Raw genomic sequence first — 21361 nt, forward strand, 5'->3', positions numbered from 1 at the left:
GACATCACCTGGCCCTTGTATTCAATAAGAGGAGGACACTCGCATGACCACCCTGACCCGTGCCGATTGGGAACAACGCGCCAAGGATCTGAAGATCGAAGGCCGCGCCTACATCAATGGTGAGTACACCGCTGCTGTTTCCGGTGACACGTTCGAATGCATCAGCCCGGTCGATGGCCGCTTGCTGGCTACCGTTGCCAGCTGCGACGCCGCCGACGCCCAGCGCGCTGTCGAGAACGCCCGCGCTACGTTCAATTCCGGTGTCTGGTCGCGCCTGGCGCCGGCCAAACGCAAAGCCGTCATGATCCGTTTCGCCGCGCTGCTCAACGCCAATGCCGAAGAACTGGCGCTGCTCGAAACCCTGGACATGGGCAAGCCGATTTCCGACTCCCTGGGAATTGACGTGCCTGGCGCCGCCAACGCCCTTAGCTGGAGCGGCGAGGCGATCGACAAGATCTACGACGAAGTCGCCGCCACCCCGCACAACCAGTTGGGTCTGGTGACCCGCGAGCCGGTCGGCGTAGTGGGCGCCATCGTGCCGTGGAACTTCCCGCTGATGATGGCCTGCTGGAAACTCGGCCCTGCGCTGTCCACCGGTAACTCGGTGATCCTCAAGCCGTCCGAAAAATCCCCACTGACTGCCATCCGCATCGCGGCCCTGGCCGTTGAGGCCGGCATCCCTAAAGGCGTGTTGAACGTGCTGCCGGGCTACGGCCACACCGTCGGCAACGCGCTGGCGCTGCACATGGACGTCGACACCCTGGTGTTTACCGGTTCCACGAAAATCGCCAAGCAACTGTTGATCCGCTCCGGCGAGTCGAACATGAAGCGTGTATGGCTGGAAGCGGGCGGCAAGAGCCCGAATATCGTGTTTGCTGATGCGCCGGACCTGCAAGCCGCCGCCGAATCTGCCGCGGGCGCCATCGCCTTCAACCAGGGCGAGGTCTGCACCGCCGGCTCGCGCCTGCTGGTCGAGCGCTCCATCAAGGATAAATTCCTGCCGCTGGTGATCGAGGCTCTCAAGGGCTGGAAGCCAGGTAACCCGCTGGACCCGGCGACCAACGTCGGTGCCCTGGTGGACACCCAGCAGATGAATAATGTGCTGTCGTACATCGAAGCTGGCCATGCCGACGGCGCCAAGCTGGTGGCGGGCGGCAAGCGCACCCTGCAAGAAACTGGTGGCACCTATGTGGAGCCGACGATTTTCGACGGCGTGACCAACGCCATGAAGATCGCCCAGGAAGAAATCTTCGGCCCAGTGCTGTCGGTGATCACATTCGACAGCGCCGAAGAGGCGGTCGCTATTGCCAACGACACCATTTATGGCCTGGCCGCAGCCGTGTGGACCGCTGATATCTCCAAGGCACACCTGACTGCCAAGGCCTTGCGCGCCGGTAGCGTGTGGGTCAACCAATACGACGGCGGCGACATGACCGCACCCTTTGGTGGTTTCAAACAGTCGGGTAACGGTCGCGACAAGTCGCTGCACGCGTTCGACAAGTACACCGAGCTGAAATCGACCTGGATCAAGCTGTAAGCAACACCGCAGGTCAAATGTGGGAGCCGGTTTGTGTGGGAGCTGGCTTGCCTGCGATAGCATCAACTCGGTGTAACAGATAAACCGAGGTGTCTGCATCGCGGGCAAGCCCGGCTCCCACACAAGCCCGCTCCCACACTGTTTTGTGTGATCTTGATAATTATCCACAGGAGCGTGGAAATGCGTTGGGCGACTTATTTCGCCGTGCTGGCCTCTGTCCTCAGTGTCGGCCTGGCCCTGGGCGTCAGCATGCCGCTGGTGTCCCTGCGTCTCGAAGGCTGGGGTTATGGCAGCTTCGCCATTGGCGTGATGGCCGCCATGCCGGCTTTTGGCGTACTGCTCGGCGCGAAGGTCTCCAGCCGGCTGGCCTCGTGGCTGGGCACTGCCAACCTGATGCGGCTGTGCCTGTGGGCCGGTGCCATCTCCATCGGCTTGCTGGCAATACTACCCAGCTACCCGGTGTGGCTGGTGCTGCGGCTGATGATCGGGGTGATCCTGACCATTGTGTTTATCCTGGGTGAAAGCTGGATCAACCAGTTGGTGGTCGAGCAATGGCGTGGCCGCCTGGTGGCGCTGTACGGTTGCAGCTATGCCTTGAGCCAATTGTCGGGCCCGTTGCTGCTGGGCGTACTGGGCACTGACCATGACTATGGCTTCTGGGTGGGCGTTGGCTTGTTGGTGGTCGCGCCGCTGTTGCTGCTGGGGCGTTCCGGTGCCCCAACCGCCGAGTCCTTCAGCGTGACGTTCAGTGATCTGTGGCGTTTCTGCCTGACGCTGCCGGCAATTGCCTGGGCGGTCGCCTTGTTCGCCGCGTTCGAGGCGATGATTCTGACGCTGCTGCCGGTGTATTGCCTGCAGCAGGGTTTCACCGCCGAGATTGCCTTGGCCATGGTCAGCACCGTGGTGGTCGGTGATGCGCTGTTGCAATTGCCCATTGGCGCTTTGGCCGATTACTTGCCACGGCGCACCTTGTTCTTGAGCTGCGCGGTGTTGTTGCTGGCCTCAAGCCTGGCGATTCCTTTGCTATTGCATACGCAGTTGATCTGGCCGGTGTGGGTGATCTTTGGCGCGAGTGCCGGTGGGTTGTTCACCTTGTCGCTGATCCTGATCGGTGAGCGTTATCGCGACGATGCGCTGGTGCGTGCCAATGCTCACGTAGCGCAGCTGTGGGGCATCGGTTGCCTGATCGGGCCTCTGGTAGCGGGCGCGGGCAGCCAATGGATCAGCGGGCATGCGCTGCCGCTGTTGATGGCGGCCGGGGCGCTGGGGCTGGTGGTGTTGCTACTGCGCCAGGGCGCATTCGGCGCCGCACAGCCTGCCTAAGCATTTGAAATGCAATCAACTGTGGGAGCTGGCTTGCCTGCGATAGCGGTGTGTCAGCTTGCCCAAATGGCGCCTGATACTCCGCTATCGCGGGCAAGCCCGGCTCCCACAGTTGACCCTGTTGTTCTTACAGCATGCGCTCCAGGCCAACACTGGTGGCGAACCACGCATTAAACCTGCGCCACCAACTGCCCGGCTCCCGTGTCAGTGTGTGCAATTGGCCGTTATCCTCGGTCACCCACACCACCTGGCCATTCTGCAGTTTCGCCTCATAGCTCAACGCTGGCGCCATGCCTTGCAGCGCCAGGTTGCGCACGTGTTCCGCCAGTTCGGGGCTGTCTACCAGCACCCCGACTTCGGTGTTCCACAGCACCGAGCGCGGGTCGAAGTTGAACGAGCCGATAAACGACTTTTGCCGATCAAAGATCATCGCCTTGCTGTGCAGGCTGGAGTCCGAGCCGTGGAAGGCGCCTCGGCGAAACAGGTGTGGGCCACTGCCACCGCCCGCATCGCCCGGTTGGCGGCGCAGCTCATAGAGTTTCACGCCGTGTTCCAGCAACGCCTTGCGATAGGGCGCGTAGCCGCCGTGTACGGCAGGCACGTCGGTGGCTTCGAGGGAGTTGGTCAGCAGGCTGACTGACACGCCCGCATCGGCGCGCCCGGTCAGGTACACCAGCCCGGGTTGCCCCGGCACGAAATACGCCGAAATCATCATCAGCTCATGGCTGACGCCTTCCAGCTCCGGCGCCAGCTGAGTGGTTAGCAGTAAGCGTGGATCGGGGTCAGCCTTGGCCAGCACCTTGCTCGGCGCATCCCACAACGCCTGGTTCCAGGCCCAGATCAGCTCGCGGCGCCAGATGTCCATGCGCGGTTGTGTCTGGTAAGTGCGCAAGCGGTTATAGAGGGCGTGGTTCTGCTGGCGCGACTCAGCCAACGAGTCTTGCAGGCGTGCGCGTGCGGCGTTCAGGTCACCCTTGGACGGGGTGCTTGAGACGAAGTCGTCAATGGGCTTGCTCAGCGCGCTGTTCCAGTACTGATCAAAGCTGTGCCCGAGCTGCTCGGCCACCGGGCCGACGCTGAGCATGTCGATATCGGTGAAGTTGAGATTGGGCTCGGCATCGAAATACTCATCGCCCAGGTTGCGCCCGCCGACAATGGCCACGCTGTTATCCGCCAGCCACAGCTTGTTGTGCATGCGCCGGTGTTGCAGCGACAGGTTGAACAGCCGGCCCATCGCCCGTGTCACGCCGGTGCTGCGGCCCAGGTGCAGCGGGTTGAACAGGCGAATCTGGATCTGCGGGTGGGCGGCGAGGGTGGCGATAACCTGATCGAGGCCGTCGCTGGTGGTGTCGTCCAGCAAGATACGGATGCGCACACCACGGTCGGCGGCCTTGAGCAGTTCATCCACGAGCATGCGCGTGCTGATGCCGTCGTGCACGATGTAGTACTGCAGGTCGAGGCTGCTCTGAGCATTGCGGATCAGTTCGGCACGGGCCATGAAGGCTTCGCTGCTGTTGGGCAACAGGCGAAAGCCCGAACGACCTTGGTACGGCGCCGCCTGGGCCTGGATCGAGCGCCCGAACGAGGATTGCGCCGCAGGCAGGGCGTCGCTGGGGATGCGCGGTGCATCGACCGTGGCGCAGCCACTCAGCGTCAGGGCGCCCAGCAGCAAAAACGGTAAAAGCCGTCGAATCATCAAAGGCACTGCTTCCAGGTCAGGGCGGTTGTGGGATATGACGGCAGATTGCGGGGAAAGGTCAGTCGGTCACCTCGGCAAGCATCTTCATCGCGGCGGCCCCGACCTTGCGCACTGCCTCTTCGATCTGCGGCGTTGGCTTGGCAGCGTAGTTCATGCGCAGGCAATTACGGTATTTGCCGGAGGCGGAAAAGATGCTGCCCACCGCCACCTGTACGCCTTGTTCCATCAGCACACGGTTAAGCTTCAAGGTATCAAAGCCTTCCGGCAGCTCGATCCATAGCATGAAGCTGCCTTGGGGCCGACTGGCACGGGTGCCGGCCGGAAAATAGCGGCTGACCCAATCGAGCATCAAGTCGCGATTGCGCTGGTATTGGGTGCGCATCCGCCGCAAATGCGGCTCGAAGTGACCGTTTTTGAGGAACTCTGCGATGGCGATCTGCGGTTGCGTCGCTGTGGAACCGGTGCTGATGTATTTCATGTGCAACACCCGCTCAAGATAGCGCCCTGGCGCTACCCAGCCGATGCGCAGGCCGGGCGCCAGGGTTTTCGAGAACGAGCTGCACAGCAGCACACGGCCATCTTCGTCGAAAGATTTGATCGTGCGCGGACGCGGGTAGCTGTAGGCCAATTCGCCGTACACATCGTCTTCAATAATCGCCACGTCAAAGCGCTGGGCCAGGGTCAGCAGTGCGCGTTTGCGTGCCTCGGGCATGATGTAACCCAGCGGGTTATTGCAGTTGGGGGTCAGCTGGATGACCTTGATCGGCCACTGTTCCAGTGCCAGCTCCAGTGCTTCGAGGCTGATGCCGGTGATGGGGTCGGTGGGGATTTCCAGGGCCTTCATGCCCAGACCTTTGAGGGTTTGCATCGCGCCGTGAAAGCTTGGCGAGTCGACCGCAACAATATCGCCAGGCTCGCAAATCGCGTGAATGCTGGCGGACAGCGCCTCATGGCAGCCGGTGGTGATGACGATATCTTCGGCAGTCAGCTGGCAGCCTGAATCCAGAGACAGTCGGGCGATCTGCTCACGCAATTCCATACAGCCAAGGATATTGTCGTAATACAGCCCCGGCAGGTCCTGGCGGCGGCTCACGCGGGCCAGGCTGCGCAGCAGGGGCTTCATGGTCGGCGACAATACATCGGGCATGCCACGGCCCATCTGTATGACGTCTTTGCGCGGCATGGCGCGAATCAGCTCCAGCACCTGGTCCCACTGCGAGATTTCCACCGGACGCTGTGCCGGACGGCCGATTTCCGGCAGCGCCGGCAACTCGCGTCCGACCGGCACAAAGTAGCCCGACTTGGGCTTTGGCATTGCCAGGCCGTTGTCTTCGAGCAAGCGATAGGCTTGTTGCACGGTGCTCAGGCTCACCCCGTGTTCCACACTCAAGGCCCGCACGGACGGCAAACGATCGCCGGGGCGATAGAAGCCCTGCTCGATGCGCGTGCCCAGTAATTCGGCGAGGTTGACGTAGAGGGTCATGGTGATCGCTCCGAGGGACCAGTACAGATAGGCGCAAAATACAGGATTCAGCCCTTCATGGGCAGTATCTGTATGGATTTAATAAGGATTGGTTGAATCTGTAATGGTTTTGCCCGCGCGCCCATCCTAGTCACTCATGGCAACAGGCAAATGAGGGGCAACACGATGAACGGCATGAGCGATGTGCGGCTGATGTTACACAGTCAGCAATTGCAGGCAGGGCAGGAGCGGGCGAAGGCGCCGCGCGATATCAGCCGCTGGAGTCTGTTCTGGCACCGCCGCTACACGCGCAAAGCCTTGCTGCACCTGACCGGTGAGCAACTGTGTGACGTCGGGTTGACTGCCGAACAGGCGCGCCAGGAAGGCATGAAGCCGTTCTGGCGCGACTGATCAGAGCAGCTCTTTGAAGCGGTGCCAGAGCATCCCCAGCGCCAACAGCGGCGAGCGCAGATGTTTGCCGCCGGGGAAGGTGATGTGCGGCACCTGGGCGAACAAATCAAAACGCCCCTGCTGTTGGCCGCTGATGGCTTCGGCCAGCAGCTTGCCTGCCAGGTGCGTGGCGTTGAGGCCATGGCCGGCGTAGGCCTGGGCGTAATACACGTTGGGCTGGTCGGCCAGCCGGCCAATCTGCGGCAGGCGGTTGGCGCCGATGCCGATCATGCCGCCCCATTGGTAGTCGATCTTCACGTCCGCCAGTTGCGGGAACACCTTGAGCATTTTGGGGCGCATATAGGCGCCGATGTCCTGCGGGTCGCGGCCGGAATAGTGGCAGGCTCCGCCGAACAGCAGGCGGCGGTCGGCGGACAGGCGGAAGTAATCCACGGTCACGCGTTGATCGCACACCGCCATGTTCTGCGGCAGCAGGCTGGCGGCCTGGGCTTCGTTCAAGGGTTCGGTGGCGATGATGTAGCTGCCGGCGGGCAGCACCTTACCGCTCAATTGCGGGTTCAGGCCGTTGAGGTAGGCGTTACAGGCCAGCACCAGGGTGTTGGCGCGCACGTTGCCATTGGCGGTGTGCACGTTGACCTCGGGGCCGTAGTCGATGCGCGTCACTTCGGACTGCTCAAACAGCTTCACGCCCAGCTGCTGCGCGGCGGCGGCTTCGCCGAGGGCCAGGTTCAGCGGGTGCAAATGGCCGGAACCCATGTCGATCATGCCGCCTACATAGCGCTCGGAGCCGATCACGCTGCTCATCTCGTTGGCTTGCAGCAGACGTACTTCATGGCGATAACCGAGGTTGCGCAGTTCTTCGGCGTCTTCGGCCAGGCCGATCAGATCGCGGGGTTTGTTGGCGAGGTCGCAGTAACCCCAGGTCAGGTCGCAGGGGATCTGATAGCGCTCGACTCGCTCGCGCACGATCTCGACGGCTTCCAGGCCCATCAGCTTCATCTGGCGCACGCCGTCGCTGCCGATCACGTTGCTGAACTGGTCCAGGCCGTGGCCGACACCGCGAATCAGCTGGCCGCCGTTGCGGCCGCTGGCGCCCCAGCCGAGCTTGCGCGCTTCCAGCAGCACCACGCTAAAGCCGCGTTCAGCCAGCTCAAGCGCTGTGTTTAGGCCGGAATAGCCGCCGCCAATCACGCACACATCGGCGCGCACTTCGCCCATCAACGCCGGGTAGTCGGGCTGTGAAACGCTGCTGGCGGCGTAGTAGGAAGCGGTGTGCCGGGCGCTGGCGGTCATGGGGAGCATCCCTGTTTGGAAAATTTGACGCAGGATACAGCGGTCGGACGAAGCTGTCTGCGCAGCACGTTTTGCGTCAGAATCCACGCCTATTCGCCGTTCGGTAAGTGTTTCGATGAGTTGCAACAGCCAGAAAATCAGCGCGCTGCGCAGGCAGATCCCTTCGTTCGAGTGCGTCCCCGGCTGCCACGACTGCTGTGGGCCGGTGACCACCTCACCCGAGGAAATGTCGCGCCTGCCACGCAAGACTGCCGCCGAGCAGGAGGCTGCCATGGACGAGCTGAACTGTGTGCACCTGGGGCCGAATGGCTGCACCGTGTATGACGAGCGGCCGCTGATTTGCCGGCTGTTTGGCACTACCAAGACGTTGCCGTGCCCGAATGGGCGGCGGCCGGTGGAGTTGATTCACCCTAGGGTTGAGAAGCAAATTCACGAATACATGGCGAGTACCCGGCAAGTACTGGTCTGACGGATGTACTGGATCAAAAAAATGTGGGAGCTGGCTTGCCAGCTCCCACATTTGACCGAATTGTGTCATTTGGTCAGTCGGGGATCGGCAGGTTCAGGCTCTCTTTCACCTCTTCCATCACGATATAGCTCTTGGACTCGCGCACATGCGGCAGCTTGAGCAAGATATCGCCGAGCAATTTGCGGTACGAGGCCATCTCGGAGATCCGCGCTTTCACCAGGTAGTCGAAGTCGCCTGACACCAAGTGGCACTCCAGCACATGGGGCAGCTTCAGCACGGCGCGGCGGAATTCCTCAAAGGTGTCGCCCGACTTGTAATCCAGGCTGATCTCGACAAATACCAGCAAACTCCCCTTCAAATGCTGCGGGTTGAGCCGCGCGTTGTAGCCCATGATGATCCCTTCGCGCTCCAGGCGGCGGACCCGCTCGGTGCACGGCGTGGTCGACAGCCCGACCTTTTCCCCCAGCTCCGTGAACGAAATACGCCCATCGGTTTGCAGGATGCGCAGGATATTGCGGTCGATCTTGTCCAGCTCCCGCTTGGTCTGGGTGTTGGTACGCATAGGGGATACGCCTCTGTGAAAAGGGTTTTTGCCGAGAATTGTCGCCAAATATAGGCATTTATATAGTGAAATGCACTGGTCATTGTTTTTTACACTGCGCCCATCATTGCTCGAATAACACACGTCAGCGGCTAAGCCCGTGATGAGGATATAAAAATGCGCGTTCTGGTCTTGGGTAGCGGCGTCATTGGGGTGACCAGTGCCTACTATTTGGCGCGGGCCGGCTTTGAAGTGGTTGTGGTCGACCGTCAGCCCGCCGCTGCCATGGAAACCAGTTTCGCCAACGCAGGCCAGGTGTCGCCGGGTTATGCCTCGCCCTGGGCCGCGCCAGGCGTGCCGCTCAAGGCCATCAAGTGGTTACTGCAACGCCACGCGCCACTGGCGATCAAGGCCACTGCCGATATCGATCAGTACCTGTGGATGGCGCAGATGCTGCGCAACTGCACCCAGAGCCGTTACGCGGTGAACAAAGAGCGCATGGTGCGCCTGTCCGAATACAGCCGTGACTGCCTCGACGAACTTCGCGCTGAAACCGGCATTGCCTACGAAGGCCGCAGCCTGGGTACTACCCAGTTGTTCCGCACCCAGGCGCAATTGGATGGTGCGGCCAAAGACATCGCCGTATTGAAAGAATCCGGCGTGCCGTTCGAGCTGCTCGACCGCGCCGGCATTGCCCGCGTTGAGCCAGCCCTGGCCAGCGTCACCGATATCCTCGCCGGCGCCCTGCGCCTGCCCAACGACCAGACCGGCGACTGCCAGATGTTCACCACGCGCCTGGTGGACATGTGCAAGCAATTGGGCGTGGAATTCCGTTTCGAACAGGACATCCAGCGCCTTGATTACGCCGGTGATCGCGTTAATGGCGTATGGATCGATGGCAAGCTGGAAACCGCCGACCGTTACGTACTGGCCCTGGGCAGTTACTCGCCCAAGCTGCTCAAGCCGCTGGGGATCAAGGCGCCGGTGTACCCGCTCAAGGGTTACTCACTGACCGTGCCGATCACCAACCCGGCGATGGCGCCGACCTCGACCATTCTGGATGAGACCTACAAGGTCGCGATCACCCGTTTCGACAACCGCATCCGCGTCGGCGGCATGGCTGAAATAGCCGGTTTTGACCTGTCGCTGAACCCTCGTCGACGTGAAACCCTGGAGATGATCGTCAACGACCTTTATCCTCAGGGCGGCGATTTGACTGAAGCCACTTTCTGGACCGGCCTGCGCCCGACCACACCCGACGGCACGCCGATTGTCGGTGCCACCCCGTTCAAGAACCTGTTCCTGAACACCGGCCACGGCACACTTGGCTGGACCATGGCGTGCGGCTCTGGCCGTTTGCTGGCTGACCTGATGGCGAAAAAAACGCCGCAGATCAGCGCCGAAGGTCTCGATATTTCCCGTTACGGCAGTAACCACCAGGAGTCCGCAAAACATGTCAATCCAGCGCCAGCTCACCAATGAGCGCATGAGCCAGATCGTTGTTCACAGCGGTACCGTGTATCTGGCAGGGCAGGTCGGCGACGACATGAATGCCGGGATTGAACAGCAGACCCGCGAAACCCTGGCCAATATCGAACGTTTGCTGGACCTGGCCGGCACCGACAAAACCAAGTTGCTGTCGGTGACGATCTACCTCAAAGACATCGATGCCGATTTCGCCGGCATGAACGCGGTGTGGGACAAGTGGCTGCCTAAAGGCGTGGCCCCGGCCCGTGCCACGGTTGAGGCCAAACTGTGCGAACCGGAAATTCTGGTAGAGCTGTCCGTGGTGGCTGCGCTGCCTTAAACGTAGCTTTTTCCCCCGGCGCCGTGGCTGATAGTCGGCGCCGGTTTTTCTTCACTTTACCGCCTAGAAGCCTGCCGCCATGCGTCCTGCCCGTGCCCTGATCGACCTCCAAGCCCTGCGCCATAACTACCAACTGGCCCGTGAAGTCACGGGAGCCAAAGCCCTCGCCGTGGTCAAGGCGGATGCCTATGGCCATGGTGCCGTACGTGTGGCCCAGGCGCTGGAAGCCGAGGCGGATGGGTTTGCGGTGGCGTGCATCGAGGAGGCATTGGAGCTGCGGGCTGCCGGGATTCGTGCGCCGGTATTGCTGCTGGAAGGTTTTTTCGAAGCTGACGAACTGCCGCTGATCATCGAACATGATTTTTGGTGCGTGGTGCATTCGTTGTGGCAGTTGGAAGCCATCGAACAAGCCCGGCTGAGCAAACCGCTGACCATTTGGCTCAAGCTCGATTCGGGCATGCACCGCGTAGGCCTGCACCCCAAGGATTACCACGAGGCGTACCAGCGCCTGCTGGCCAGCGGCAAAGTGGCCAGGATCGTACTGATGAGCCACTTCGCCCGCGCCGATGAACTCGATTGCGTGCGCAGTGACGAGCAAGTGGCGGTGTTTGAAGCGGCGCGCCAAGGGTTGTCGGCCGAGGTCAGCCTGCGTAATTCGCCGTCGGTGATGGGCTGGCCGAATATGTCCAGCGACTGGGTGCGCCCAGGCATCATGCTCTACGGTGCCACGCCGTTTGGTGAGGACCAGGCCATCGCTGCGCGTTTGCAGCCGGTGATGACCCTGGAATCGAAAGTCATCTGCGTGCGTGAATTGCCGGCCGGTGAGCCGATCGGTTACGGCGCCAAGTTCATCACGCCAAAACCGATGCGCGTCGGCGTGGTTGCCATGGGCTATGCCGACGGCTACCCGCGCCATGCACCGACCGGCACGCCAGTGCTGGTGGCAGGCCAGCGCAGCCAGTTGCTGGGCCGAGTGTCCATGGACATGCTCTGCGTTGACCTCACCGACGTGCCCCAGGCCGGGCTCGGTTCCACCGTGGAGCTGTGGGGCAAAAATATCCTTGCCAGTGACGTGGCGGCGGCTGCCGAGACCATCCCCTACCAGATTTTCTGCAACCTGCGCCGCGTACCAAGGCTCTATTGCGGGGCTTAAGCAGCGACTACGAGCAGAGCCCACCGGGATTTAGGTCCAAGTGTTGTAAATACTGAACGCTGTCGCCATGATAACGCTCAACTACAACAAAGCCTGAATCCTAGGAGGCTCCTGCATTGGACGTCGGCGAACGACTGCAATCCATCCGTAAACTCAAAGGTCTTTCCCAGCGTGAGCTCGCCAAGCGCGCGGGTGTCACCAACAGCACCATTTCGATGATCGAAAAAAACAGTGTCAGCCCCTCGATCAGTTCCTTGCGCAAGGTGCTGGGCGGCATCCCCATGTCCATGGTCGAGTTCTTTTCCGAGGAGATCCTCCAGGAAAAACCGACGCAGATCGTCTATAAAGCCAATGAGCTGATCGACATCTCGGACGGCGCCGTCACCATGAAACTCGTCGGGCGCGCGCACCCCAGCCGGGCGATTGCGTTTCTTAACGAGATCTACCCGCCGGGCGCCGATACGGGCGAAGAAATGCTCACCCACGAAGGCGAAGAAACCGGGATCCTGGTGGAAGGTCGCCTGGAGTTGGTGGTCGGCCTTGAAACTTTTGTGCTCGAAGCCGGCGATAGCTACTACTTTGAAAGCACCAAGCCGCATCGTTTTCGCAACCCGTTCGACGTGCCGGCGCGGCTAATCAGCGCAGCCACACCTGCGAACTTTTGACAGAAGAGGCGTGCTGCCAGCGTTGCAGACACACCCGTCGCTGTAACCGTGAGGCCGAATCTCCCTTTATTTAATAGGGTTGTTTCGGCATCACGGGCTAACCGTTATACTTTCGCCGCCTGCGAAACCGTGGCCGCAGGCGTGAATAGCCACCATTGAGGGTGAACGCGTGAACCTAATTATGAAAATGCTGGCTGCACCAGCAACCGTACTGGCCCTATGGGCTGTCAGCGCTCAAGCTGCGACCAATGATGAAATTGCCAAGCGCCTGGAGCCTGTCGGCCAGGTGTGTGTCCAGGGCCAGGAATGCAAAGGGATGGAAGTGGCCGTGGCTGCGGGCGGCGGCGGCGGCGCGAAGACGCCGGATGAAGTGATTGCCAAGCACTGCAATGCGTGCCACGGCACGGGTTTGCTGGGCGCACCGAAGATCGGTGACAGCGCGGCCTGGAAAGACCGCGCCGACCACCAGGGCGGCCTCGACGGCCTGCTGGCCAAGGCGATCACCGGCTTGAACGCCATGCCGCCAAAAGGCACATGCGCCGATTGCTCGGATGCTGAGCTGAAAGGCGCAATCGAGAAGATGTCGGGGCTGAAATAAACCGATCTTCGCCAAAAAGCCGCTGACCAGCGGCTTTTTTGTGCCTGCGATTTGTACTTCAACGCTGTTCATTGCAGCAAAGACCCGGCAAGCTCGGTCCAACCCCTAATCACGGAATGTTCAGGAGGGTCGGATGGTGCAGTTGTGTTCAATCGAGCAAGCAGTTGACGACGTACTGGCACGCTTGCCGGCGCATATCCACATGGGCATGCCGCTCGGTCTGGGCAAGCCCAACCTGTTCGTCAATGCGCTGTACCGGCGTATCGCCAAGCTGCCGGAGCGCGAGCTGACGATCTATACCGCACTGGCCCTGGGCCGCCCGACCATGGGTGACGGCTTGCAGAAGCGCTTTCTCGAACCCTTTATCGAGCGGGTATTCGGCGACTATCCCGAGCTGGATTTCCTGGCGGATTTGCACAAGGACAGCCTGCCAAAGAACATCCGTGTGCAGCAGTTCTTCATGCAGCCCGGCAGCCTGCTGCATAGCGCGTCGGCGCAGCAGGACTACGTCAGCAGCAACTACAGCCACGCTGCCCGCGATATCAACGCCGCCGGCTTGAACCTGGTGGCGCAATTGGTCGCCAGCAGCGCCGAACACCCCGACCGGCTGAGCTTGAGCTGCAACCCCGATATCACCCTCGACCTGCTGCCGATGATCGCCAAGCGCCGCGAAGCAGGCGAAACCATCCTCGTCGTCGGCCAGGTTCACAGCGATTTGCCCTATATGCCCGGCGATGCCGAACTGGGTATGGACGCCTTCGATTACCTGATCGACGAGAAGGACAGCACCACGCTGTTCTCCACACCGAATATGCCGGTCGGCTTTCAAGACCACTTTATCGGCTTGCATGCCAGCACCCTGGTGCGCGATGGCGGCACGTTGCAGATTGGCATTGGCTCGATGGGCGATGCGCTGACCGCCGCCTTGCTGGCGCGCCAGGCCGATAACGAAGCCTACCGGTTGTTGCTGACGGATCTGGATGTTTACCAGTGGGCGCCTTTGATCAGCCGCGAAGGCGGTGTCGAGCCCTTTGCGCGTGGCCTTTATGGATGCAGCGAAATGTTCGTCAACGGCCTGCTGGTGCTGGCCGATGCCGGGATTATTCGGCGCAAGGTCTACCCGGATGTGACGACCCAGCAGCAGGCCAACGCCGGCACCCTGGATGACGCCGCGCAGCCCGACGGTGTTTCCATTCACGGCGGTTTCTTCCTCGGGCCGCGCAGCTTTTACCAGCGTTTGCAGGAAATGACTCACGCCAAACGCCTCGAATTCAACATGACCGCCATCAGCTACATCAACGAGCTGTACGGGCAGGAAGCACTCAAGCGTCTGCAACGCCTGGATGCGCGCTTTATCAACAGCGCGATCATGGTGACGCTGCTCGGTGCGGGCGTGGCCGACCAGCTCGAAGACGGTCGCGTACTCAGCGGCGTGGGCGGGCAGTACAACTTTGTTGCGCAAGGCCATGCGCTGGAGGGCGCGCGTTCAATCCTGATTCTGCGCAGCTGGCGCGAGTCGGCGGGTGAGGTCAGTTCCAATATAGTCTGGGAGTACGGGCACTGCACCATCCCACGGCACCTGCGGGATATCGTCATTACCGAATACGGCATTGCCGACTTGCGCGGTCAGACGGATGCCAAGGTGATCGAGGCCTTGCTCAAGGTCACCGACTCGCGCTTCCAGAACGACCTGATCGAACAGGCGCAAAAGGCTGGCAAGCTGGCCAAGGACTTCGAACTGGACCCACGTTTTACTGAGAATACGCCGGAGCGGCTCAAGGGCATTCAGGCGCGGCATCGCCGGTTGTTTCCGGAATATCCGTTGGGCACTGATTTTACCGATGAGGAACGGGACCTGTTGCGCGCCCTTAACTGGCTCAAGAGCAAATTCAAGCTGACGGAGATTCTGGAATTGGGCCGGGCGGCACTGGATGCACCGGAGCCGGAGGCGTTTCCCGAGCATTTGAAGCGCATGCGGCTGGATCAGCCGGAGGGGTTGAAAGAGGATCTGTATCAGCGCTTGCTGCTTGCTGGCCTCCAAGCCACCGCGCACTGACAGGCACCAAAAATCAAATGTGGGAGCTGGCTTGCCTGCGATAGCGGAGTGTCAGTCGACAGAGTTGTCGACTGTCAGGCCCTCATCGCAGGCAAGCCAGCTCCCACATTTTTAATCGAGTTCAGGCAGTGATTACTCGATGAAGGTGACGACGCCACCGGCCAGTGACTTCACCCGCGCCAGCGATTCAACCCGATAACCCTGCGCGTCCAGCTCCGCACGGCCACCCTGGAACGACTTCTCAATCACAATCCCCAAGCCTGCAACGGTCGCGCCGGCTTGCTTGATGATCGAGATCAGCGCCTGGGACGCTTTGCCGTTGGCCAAAAAGTCGTCGATCACCAGCACGCGGTCGCTGCTGGTCAGGTGACGTGGGGAAATCGCCACGGTGCTTTCGACCTTCTTGGTGAAGGAATACACAGTGGCCGACAGCAGGTTTTCAGTCAGGGTCAGAGACTGTTGCTTGCGGGCGAAGATCACCGGTACGCCGAGGTTCAGGCCGGTCATGATCGCCGGGGCGATGCCCGAGGCTTCGATGGTGACGATCTTGGTGATGCCCGAGTCCTTGAACAGCGCGGCGAATTCGTCGCCGATCAACTTCATCAGTGCCGGGTCGATCTGGTGGTTCAGAAAGGCATCAACCTTGAGGACCTGATCGGAAAGCACGATGCCTTCTTCGCGAATTTTCTTGTGCAGTGCTTCCACGGAAAGCTTCCTCTAATGGCGCGGTGTGCGCCGAAAGTAGATTAAAAAGTAGTCGATTCTAGCGCTTTAACATCGCGCGTATGTCCGCCAAGGCGGTGTTGCCGCGAACGGCCTTCACCTCGGTCGGGGTGTCGTCATTGCCTTCCCAGGCCAGATCGTCCGGCGGCAGTTCATCCAGGAACCGGCTGGGGGCACAATCGATGATTTCGCCGTATTGCTTGCGCTTGGCGGCGAAGGTGAAGGCCAGTGTCTGACGTGCGCGGGTAATGCCCACGTAGGCCAGGCGCCGTTCTTCTTCGATGGTGTCAGCTTCAATGCTGGAGCGGTGCGGAAGGATTTCCTCTTCCATGCCCATGATGAACACGTAAGGGAATTCCAAGCCCTTGGACGCGTGCAGGGTCATCATCTGCACGCCTTCGGCGCCGTCTTCTTCTTCCTGTTGGCGCTCAAGCATGTCGCGCAACACCAGCTTGCCGATGGCGTCTTCGACGGTCATCTCGCCTTCTTCGTCCTTCTCCAGCGTGTTTTTCAACGCCTCGATCAGGAACCAGACGTTGCCCATGCGGTAATCCGCAGCCTTGTCGCTGGAACTGTTGGTGCGCAGCCAGTTTTCATAGTCGATGTCCATGACCATGCTGCGCAGGGCGCTGATCGGGTCTTCGCCGGCGCACTGCTCGCGTACCTTGTCCATGAAGCGTTTGAAGCGCGACAGGCGATCGGTGAAGCGCGTGTCCAGGTGCTCGCCCAGGCCGATTTCGTCGGTGGCGGCGTACATCGAGATCTTGCGTTCGGTGGCGTAGTTGCCGAGCTTTTCCAGGGTCGTCGAACCGATTTCCCGACGCGGCACGTTGATCACGCGCAGGAAGGCGTTGTCGTCATCCGGGTTCACGATCAGCCGGAAGTAGGCCATCAGGTCTTTTACTTCCTGGCGTCCGAAAAAGCTGTTGCCGCCCGACAGGCGATACGGCACCTGGTGGTGCTGCAGTTTCAGTTCGATCAGCTTGGCCTGGTAGTTGCCGCGATACAGGATCGCGAAATCGCTGTAGGGCCGGTCGGTACGCAAGTGCAGGCTGAGGATTTCCACGGCCACGCGCTCGGCTTCGGCGTCTTCATTGCGGCAGCGGATCACGCGGATCTCGTCGCCATGGCCCATCTCACTCCACAGTTGCTTTTCAAACTCGTGGGGGTTGTTGGAGATCAGCACGTTGGCGCAGCGCAGTATACGGCTGGTGGAGCGGTAGTTCTGCTCCAGCATCACCACTTTCAGGGACGGGTAGTCGTCCTTGAGCAGCATCAGGTTTTCCGGGCGCGCGCCACGCCAGGCGTAGATCGACTGGTCGTCGTCGCCTACCACGGTGAACTGGTTGCGCGTGCCGATGAGCATTTTCACCAGCAGGTATTGGCTGGCGTTGGTGTCCTGGTATTCGTCCACCAGCAGGTAGCGCACCTTGTTCTGCCATTTTTCGAGGATGTCGGCGTGTTCCTCGAACAGCTTTACCGGCAGCAGGATCAGGTCGTCGAAGTCCACCGCGTTGAACGCCTTGAGCGTGCGCTGGTAGTGGGTGTAGACGATGGCGGCGGTCTGTTCCTTGGGGTTGCGCGCGTTTTCCAGGGCCTGGGGGGGCAGGATCAGGTCGTTTTTCCAGGCGCCGATCATGTTCTTGATCTCATCCACGCCGTCGTCGCCTGCGTATTCCTTCTGCATGATGTCAGTCATCAGCGACTTCACATCGGTCTCGTCGAAGATCGAGAAGCCCGGCTTGTAGCCCAGCCGCACGTGCTCCTTGCGGATGATGTTCAAGCCCAGGTTGTGGAACGTGCACACCGTAAGGCCACGGCCTTCGCCGCCCTTGAGCAGCGTGCCGACACGCTCCTTCATTTCGCGCGCGGCCTTGTTGGTAAAGGTCATGGCGACGATGTACTGGGCACGGATGCCGCAGTTCTGGATCAGGTGCGCGATCTTGCGGGTGATCACGCTGGTCTTGCCGGAGCCAGCACCGGCGAGCACCAATAGAGGGCCGCCGACGTAGTTCACGGCTTCTTGCTGCCGGGGATTGAGTCGGGACATACAGAAATCAGGGAGTCGTTGTTCAAAAGGGCGGGCATTTTAACAGGCTGGCAAGATTCTGCTGCTTTAGAACGACGGTGTGACGTACCACTCGATCTAAATTTGCCGGTTTTGATACTTTGCCGCAGGATGTGACGGGTAACTGCAGCGAATGTATACCGTTAGCGTATTTGATAACCCTTATCATTGGTGATTATCAGGCCGCGCGTCATAATGCCCGCCGCCAAAAAATTTTGCAGAGTCTAGGGAGCTAGCTTGTCTACGCCTGTCGAACCCTTGCGTTTGCTGCTACTGGCCGATGAGCCAGCGTGGGCAGCGTTGTTGCGCGAGTGCCTGGCGCCGATGGGCGATGGGGCTGTGCTGGTCAGCGCGCCCAACTGGGACTCGGTGAGTCGTCTGTTCGATGACGACCACAGTGCCGTGTTATTGACCACGCCCAGCCTGCAACCCGGCCCAGGCCGTTGCAGCCTGCCGTGCATATTGCTGCTGGAGCAGGAACCGCTGGTTTCACCGCTGGGTGTGAGCGATTGGCTGGTCTTTGGTGCATTGGATACCGATACCTTGCGCCGCTGCCTGCGCCACGTGCGTGAGCGCGGCGTGCTGGAAAACACCCTGCAGCGCCTGGCCGAACAGGACCCGCTGACCGGTATCGCCAACCGCCAGGGTTTCCAGACCTTGCTGGCGGCGCGCCTGGCTGAAAACGAAGGCCGTGGCCTGGCCCTCGGCCATCTGGACCTCGACAATTTTCGTCACGCCAACGACGCCTTGGGCCATCAGGCCGGCGATCGTTTGATCCTGCAAGTGGTCTCGCGGCTCAAGAGCCAACTCGAAGCCGGTGACCAACTGGCGCGCCTGGGCAGCGACGAATTCGCCCTGCTGATCGACACCCGCCGTGCGCCCCAGCGCGCCGAGTGGATGGCCGAGCGCATTACCGAAGCCATGGCCGAGCCGTATTGGGTGGATGGCGAAAGCCTGCTGATCGGCTGCAGCCTGGGCGTGGCACATGCCCGTGCCCGCGCCGGGGCCGACCCGCTGATGTGGCACGCGCACATCGCCATGCAGCAGGCCAAGAGTACCCAGGGCTGTACCTTTCACATCTTCAACGAACGCATCAACCGCAACGCCCGCAGCCTGGCCGACCTGGAAAGTGAGCTGCGCCGTGCTCTGCGCCGCGACGAACTGGAGCTGCATTACCAGCCGCGCCTGGATTTGGACGACGGGCATATCGTCGGCCTGGAAGCGCTGGTGCGCTGGCGCCACGGCGAGCGTGGCCTGTTGCCACCCAGCGAATTCGTGCCCTTGGCCGAACAGAGTGGCCTGATTGTGCCATTGGGTTACTGGGTGATCTCGCGGGCCTTGCGCGATATGCAAGACCTGCGCGAACGCGGCCTGCCGCCGCTGCATATGGCGGTCAACCTGTCGTTTCGCCAATTCCAGGACAGCCAGTTGCTTTCGACGTTGAGCCGGCTGATCGCCGAGCGTGGTGTCGAAGCCCAGTGGCTGGAATTCGAGCTGACCGAAACCGCCGTGATGCGCCGCAGTGACTTGGTCAAGCAGACCATGGACGCCCTTGGCCGTTTGGGTGTGCGGTTTTCCCTGGATGATTTCGGCACCGGTTTTTCCTCATTCGTGCACCTCAACAGCCTGCCAATTGCCTTGCTGAAGATCGACAAGAGCTTCGTCGGCGGCATGGAAGAGCGCGAAGAAAACCGCAAGCTGGTGCATGCCATGATCAACCTGGCCCACAACCTCAACCTGGAAGTGGTGGCCGAAGGGGTGGAAACCCCTGAACAGCTGGCGTTGTTGCGGCTGTTTGGGTGTGATCAGGCCCAGGGTTACCTGATCAGCAAGCCGTTGCCGTTGCCGGAGCTGGTGGAGTATTTGACGTTCGGCAAGAGCCAGCAGGCGCTGCTGGGCTGAAGGTTGTAAACCCAATCAAAAATGTGGGAGCTGGCTTGCCTGCGATAGCGGTGGGCCAGCCAGCCAATTTGGCACCTGACACACCGCCATCGCAGGCAAGCCAGCTCCCACATTGGCCGAGTACATTCTCTAGTCTGGTTGCATGGCCGGGAATTGCGTGCGCACTTCAGGCTCCTGCCGAATCATCCGCTTCATCTTCGCCTCAAACGCCCACGTCAGGCTGACGGCCGCACACGCCAGCCCAAGCGCCAAACCCCACCACACGCCCGTTGGGCCCCAGCCCAGGGTGAACGCCATCAACCAAGCAGACGGCGCGCCGATCAGCCAATAGCAACCCAAACCCACCAGGAAGGTGGTCTTGGCGTCCTTCAGCCCGCGAATACAGCCCATGGCAATGGTTTGCACGCCGTCGAACAACTCAAACCACGCCGCCACGGCCAACAGGCTGACCGCCAGCACGATGACGTCGTGGAAGGCTGGGTCGTTATGGTCCAGAAACAGCCCGATAAGCGCATCGGAAAACAGCCACAGCACAACGGCAAATCCCAACATCACCAACGCGCCAAAACCGATGCCGACCCGCCCGGCCATGCGCGCCTGCAGCAATTGCCCGGCGCCGTAATGCTGGCCGATGCGCATGGTAATCGCGTAGGACATCCCCGCCGGCACCATGAACGCCACCGAAACGATTTGCAGGGCAATCTGATGCGCTGCCAATTGCGTACTGCCCATGGTGCCCATGCACAACGCCGCGAAGGCAAACAAACCGACCTCCACTGCATAGGTGCCGCCAATCGGCAGGCCCAGGCGCCATAGCTCACGCAGATACTGAGTGTTAAGGCGCAGCAGGCCCGCGCCGAGCGGGTAGGCTGCGTAAGCCCGGTTGCTGCGGATGTACCACATCAGCGCCAGGGCCATGCTGTTGGCGACGATCGCTGTTACCAGGCCGATGCCCATCAGGCCGAGCTTCGGCAGACCGAACATGCCTTCGATCAAGGCATGGTTGAGCAAGTAGTTGAGTACCGTGCCGCCCAGGCTGATCACCATCACCGGCGTTGCCTTGCCGATGGCGCTGGTGAAACCGCGCAAGGCCATGAAGCTCAGGTAGCCGGGCAGGGCGAACGGCAGGATGGTCAAGAATTGCCCAGCCGCCTGCACGTTGGTTTCGGTCTGGCCGAACATCAGCAGCACGGGCTTGAGATTCCACAACAGCAAGCCGGCCACCAACGCCATCAACCACGCCAACCAAAGACCTGCTTGGGTCAGGCGAGTGGCGCCTTCGATGTCACCGGCGCCATGACGGATGGCGACCAGCGTGCCGACGGCGGCAATCACACCGATGCAGAAGATCGCGACGAACGAATAGCTCGCCGCGCCCAAGCCGCCACCGGCCAGGGCTTCGGGGCTCAGGCGGGCCATCATCAGCGTGTCGGTCAGCACCATCAGCATGTGCGCCAACTGTGAGGCAATCAACGGCCCCGACAGCCGCAGAATGGCCCAGAGTTCAGTACGCACCGGATGTTGCATGATCATCACACTCAAAAAGTCAGAGGGTTGGGAAAGGGCTGATTCTCGGCGCTCCCGAGGCATTACACAAAAGGATAAAAGCGATCATTCGCATGATTAAAACTCATGGTAGGGTTGGGTATTGATC

General features: G+C 60.9%; 18 protein-coding genes. 11 read left to right on the forward strand and 7 right to left on the reverse strand.

Annotated features, from left to right (window positions below):
- Positions 1-43: 43 nt before the first annotated feature.
- Together GIW28_RS00840 and GIW28_RS00845 are read left to right on the forward strand one after the other, a co-directional pair.
- On the forward strand, positions 44-1537 hold the full coding sequence (locus GIW28_RS00840) for an aldehyde dehydrogenase (RefSeq protein WP_099550263.1): 1494 nt from the start codon (positions 44-46) through the stop codon (positions 1535-1537).
- A gap of 180 nt (positions 1538-1717) precedes the next feature.
- Positions 1718-2860, forward strand: a complete 1143-nt coding sequence (locus GIW28_RS00845) for an MFS transporter (protein WP_017135855.1) — start codon at positions 1718-1720, stop codon at positions 2858-2860.
- A 127-nt stretch (positions 2861-2987) separates the two neighbouring features.
- Here GIW28_RS00845 and GIW28_RS00850 read toward each other — a convergent pair whose 3' ends face one another.
- Positions 2988-4556, reverse strand: a complete 1569-nt coding sequence (locus tag GIW28_RS00850; RefSeq protein WP_032865471.1) for a phospholipase D family protein — start codon at positions 4554-4556, stop codon at positions 2988-2990.
- A 61-nt stretch (positions 4557-4617) separates the two neighbouring features.
- Positions 4618-6042: an aminotransferase-like domain-containing protein gene (locus GIW28_RS00855; protein WP_236446605.1), complete on the reverse strand. Its 1425-nt coding sequence runs from the start codon at positions 6040-6042 to the stop codon at positions 4618-4620.
- A gap of 165 nt (positions 6043-6207) precedes the next feature.
- On the opposite strand from GIW28_RS00855, the gene GIW28_RS00860 reads away from it, so the two are divergent.
- The gene (locus tag GIW28_RS00860; RefSeq protein ID WP_236446607.1) at positions 6208-6432 is read left to right on the forward strand and encodes a DUF1127 domain-containing protein; all 225 of its coding nucleotides are present in this window, start codon (positions 6208-6210) and stop codon (positions 6430-6432) included.
- Here the strand turns inward: GIW28_RS00860 and GIW28_RS00865 are convergent, their stop codons facing one another.
- On the reverse strand, positions 6433-7725 hold the full coding sequence (locus GIW28_RS00865; RefSeq protein ID WP_099550266.1) for an NAD(P)/FAD-dependent oxidoreductase: 1293 nt from the start codon (positions 7723-7725) through the stop codon (positions 6433-6435).
- Positions 7726-7840: 115 nt separating this feature from the next.
- Here GIW28_RS00865 and GIW28_RS00870 point away from each other — a divergent pair, with 115 nt between their 5' ends.
- On the forward strand, positions 7841-8194 hold the full coding sequence (locus GIW28_RS00870; RefSeq protein WP_017135860.1) for a YkgJ family cysteine cluster protein: 354 nt from the start codon (positions 7841-7843) through the stop codon (positions 8192-8194).
- 73 nt (positions 8195-8267) lie between these two features.
- On the opposite strand, the gene GIW28_RS00875 is transcribed toward GIW28_RS00870, so the two are convergent.
- The gene (locus GIW28_RS00875; RefSeq protein ID WP_003176896.1) at positions 8268-8756 is read right to left on the reverse strand and encodes an Lrp/AsnC ligand binding domain-containing protein; all 489 of its coding nucleotides are present in this window, start codon (positions 8754-8756) and stop codon (positions 8268-8270) included.
- Positions 8757-8912: 156 nt separating this feature from the next.
- On the opposite strand from GIW28_RS00875, the gene dadA reads away from it, so the two are divergent.
- The 6 genes from dadA (at position 8913) to GIW28_RS00905 (ending at position 15014) form a co-directional block, all read left to right on the forward strand.
- Positions 8913-10217 (forward strand): D-amino acid dehydrogenase, encoded by a 1305-nt coding sequence (gene dadA / locus GIW28_RS00880; RefSeq protein WP_017135861.1) that lies wholly within the window; start codon positions 8913-8915, stop codon positions 10215-10217.
- Complete coding sequence (locus GIW28_RS00885) at positions 10189-10542, forward strand: RidA family protein (RefSeq protein ID WP_017135862.1); 354 nt, start codon at positions 10189-10191, stop codon at positions 10540-10542. The genes dadA and GIW28_RS00885 overlap by 29 nt, the downstream gene beginning before the upstream one ends.
- A gap of 79 nt (positions 10543-10621) precedes the next feature.
- Positions 10622-11695, forward strand: coding sequence for an alanine racemase (alr, locus tag GIW28_RS00890; RefSeq protein ID WP_176992499.1), 1074 nt, complete (start codon positions 10622-10624; stop codon positions 11693-11695).
- 116 nt (positions 11696-11811) lie between these two features.
- Positions 11812-12360, forward strand: a complete 549-nt coding sequence (locus GIW28_RS00895) for a cupin domain-containing protein (protein ID WP_017135864.1) — start codon at positions 11812-11814, stop codon at positions 12358-12360.
- Between the two features lie 181 nt (positions 12361-12541).
- Entirely contained in the window at positions 12542-12958 is a 417-nt protein-coding gene (locus GIW28_RS00900) for a c-type cytochrome (RefSeq protein WP_138451010.1), read from the forward strand.
- Between the two features lie 133 nt (positions 12959-13091).
- Positions 13092-15014 (forward strand): acetyl-CoA hydrolase/transferase C-terminal domain-containing protein, encoded by a 1923-nt coding sequence (locus GIW28_RS00905; protein WP_017135870.1) that lies wholly within the window; start codon positions 13092-13094, stop codon positions 15012-15014.
- Between the two features lie 132 nt (positions 15015-15146).
- On the opposite strand, the gene GIW28_RS00910 is transcribed toward GIW28_RS00905, so the two are convergent.
- Positions 15147-15719 carry a xanthine phosphoribosyltransferase gene (locus GIW28_RS00910; protein ID WP_010207474.1) on the reverse strand — a complete coding sequence of 191 codons (573 nt, stop codon included), beginning with the start codon at positions 15717-15719 and terminating at the stop codon, positions 15147-15149.
- A gap of 58 nt (positions 15720-15777) precedes the next feature.
- Positions 15778-17787, reverse strand: coding sequence for a DNA helicase Rep (gene rep / locus GIW28_RS00915; RefSeq protein WP_017135871.1), 2010 nt, complete (start codon positions 17785-17787; stop codon positions 15778-15780).
- A gap of 255 nt (positions 17788-18042) precedes the next feature.
- Here rep and GIW28_RS00920 point away from each other — a divergent pair, with 255 nt between their 5' ends.
- Complete coding sequence (locus tag GIW28_RS00920) at positions 18043-19707, forward strand: putative bifunctional diguanylate cyclase/phosphodiesterase (protein WP_017135872.1); 1665 nt, start codon at positions 18043-18045, stop codon at positions 19705-19707.
- 129 nt (positions 19708-19836) lie between these two features.
- Here the strand turns inward: GIW28_RS00920 and GIW28_RS00925 are convergent, their stop codons facing one another.
- Complete coding sequence (locus GIW28_RS00925; RefSeq protein ID WP_017135873.1) at positions 19837-21240, reverse strand: NorM family multidrug efflux MATE transporter; 1404 nt, start codon at positions 21238-21240, stop codon at positions 19837-19839.
- Positions 21241-21361: the final 121 nt, after the last annotated feature.

This window comes from Pseudomonas sp. PA-5-4B, assembly GCF_021606215.1.
Taxonomy (GTDB): domain Bacteria; phylum Pseudomonadota; class Gammaproteobacteria; order Pseudomonadales; family Pseudomonadaceae; genus Aquipseudomonas; species Aquipseudomonas edaphica.

What these genes read in the sequence shown, in the direction of transcription:
- GIW28_RS00850 (WP_032865471.1), bottom strand. Translation starts at nt 4,556, where the DNA reads ATGATTCGACGGCTTTTACCGTTTTTGCTGCTGGGCGCCCTGACGCTG.
- GIW28_RS00900 (WP_138451010.1), top strand. Translation starts at nt 12,542, where the DNA reads ATGAAAATGCTGGCTGCACCAGCAACCGTACTGGCCCTATGGGCTGTC.
- GIW28_RS00855 (WP_236446605.1), bottom strand. Translation starts at nt 6,042, where the DNA reads ATGACCCTCTACGTCAACCTCGCCGAATTACTGGGCACGCGCATCGAG.
- dadA (WP_017135861.1), top strand. Translation starts at nt 8,913, where the DNA reads ATGCGCGTTCTGGTCTTGGGTAGCGGCGTCATTGGGGTGACCAGTGCC.
- GIW28_RS00870 (WP_017135860.1), top strand. Translation starts at nt 7,841, where the DNA reads ATGAGTTGCAACAGCCAGAAAATCAGCGCGCTGCGCAGGCAGATCCCT.
- GIW28_RS00925 (WP_017135873.1), bottom strand. Translation starts at nt 21,240, where the DNA reads ATGATCATGCAACATCCGGTGCGTACTGAACTCTGGGCCATTCTGCGG.
- GIW28_RS00860 (WP_236446607.1), top strand. Translation starts at nt 6,208, where the DNA reads ATGAACGGCATGAGCGATGTGCGGCTGATGTTACACAGTCAGCAATTG.
- GIW28_RS00865 (WP_099550266.1), bottom strand. Translation starts at nt 7,725, where the DNA reads ATGACCGCCAGCGCCCGGCACACCGCTTCCTACTACGCCGCCAGCAGC.
- GIW28_RS00840 (WP_099550263.1), top strand. Translation starts at nt 44, where the DNA reads ATGACCACCCTGACCCGTGCCGATTGGGAACAACGCGCCAAGGATCTG.
- rep (WP_017135871.1), bottom strand. Translation starts at nt 17,787, where the DNA reads ATGTCCCGACTCAATCCCCGGCAGCAAGAAGCCGTGAACTACGTCGGC.
- GIW28_RS00875 (WP_003176896.1), bottom strand. Translation starts at nt 8,756, where the DNA reads ATGCGTACCAACACCCAGACCAAGCGGGAGCTGGACAAGATCGACCGC.
- GIW28_RS00845 (WP_017135855.1), top strand. Translation starts at nt 1,718, where the DNA reads ATGCGTTGGGCGACTTATTTCGCCGTGCTGGCCTCTGTCCTCAGTGTC.
- GIW28_RS00885 (WP_017135862.1), top strand. Translation starts at nt 10,189, where the DNA reads ATGTCAATCCAGCGCCAGCTCACCAATGAGCGCATGAGCCAGATCGTT.
- GIW28_RS00905 (WP_017135870.1), top strand. Translation starts at nt 13,092, where the DNA reads ATGGTGCAGTTGTGTTCAATCGAGCAAGCAGTTGACGACGTACTGGCA.
- alr (WP_176992499.1), top strand. Translation starts at nt 10,622, where the DNA reads ATGCGTCCTGCCCGTGCCCTGATCGACCTCCAAGCCCTGCGCCATAAC.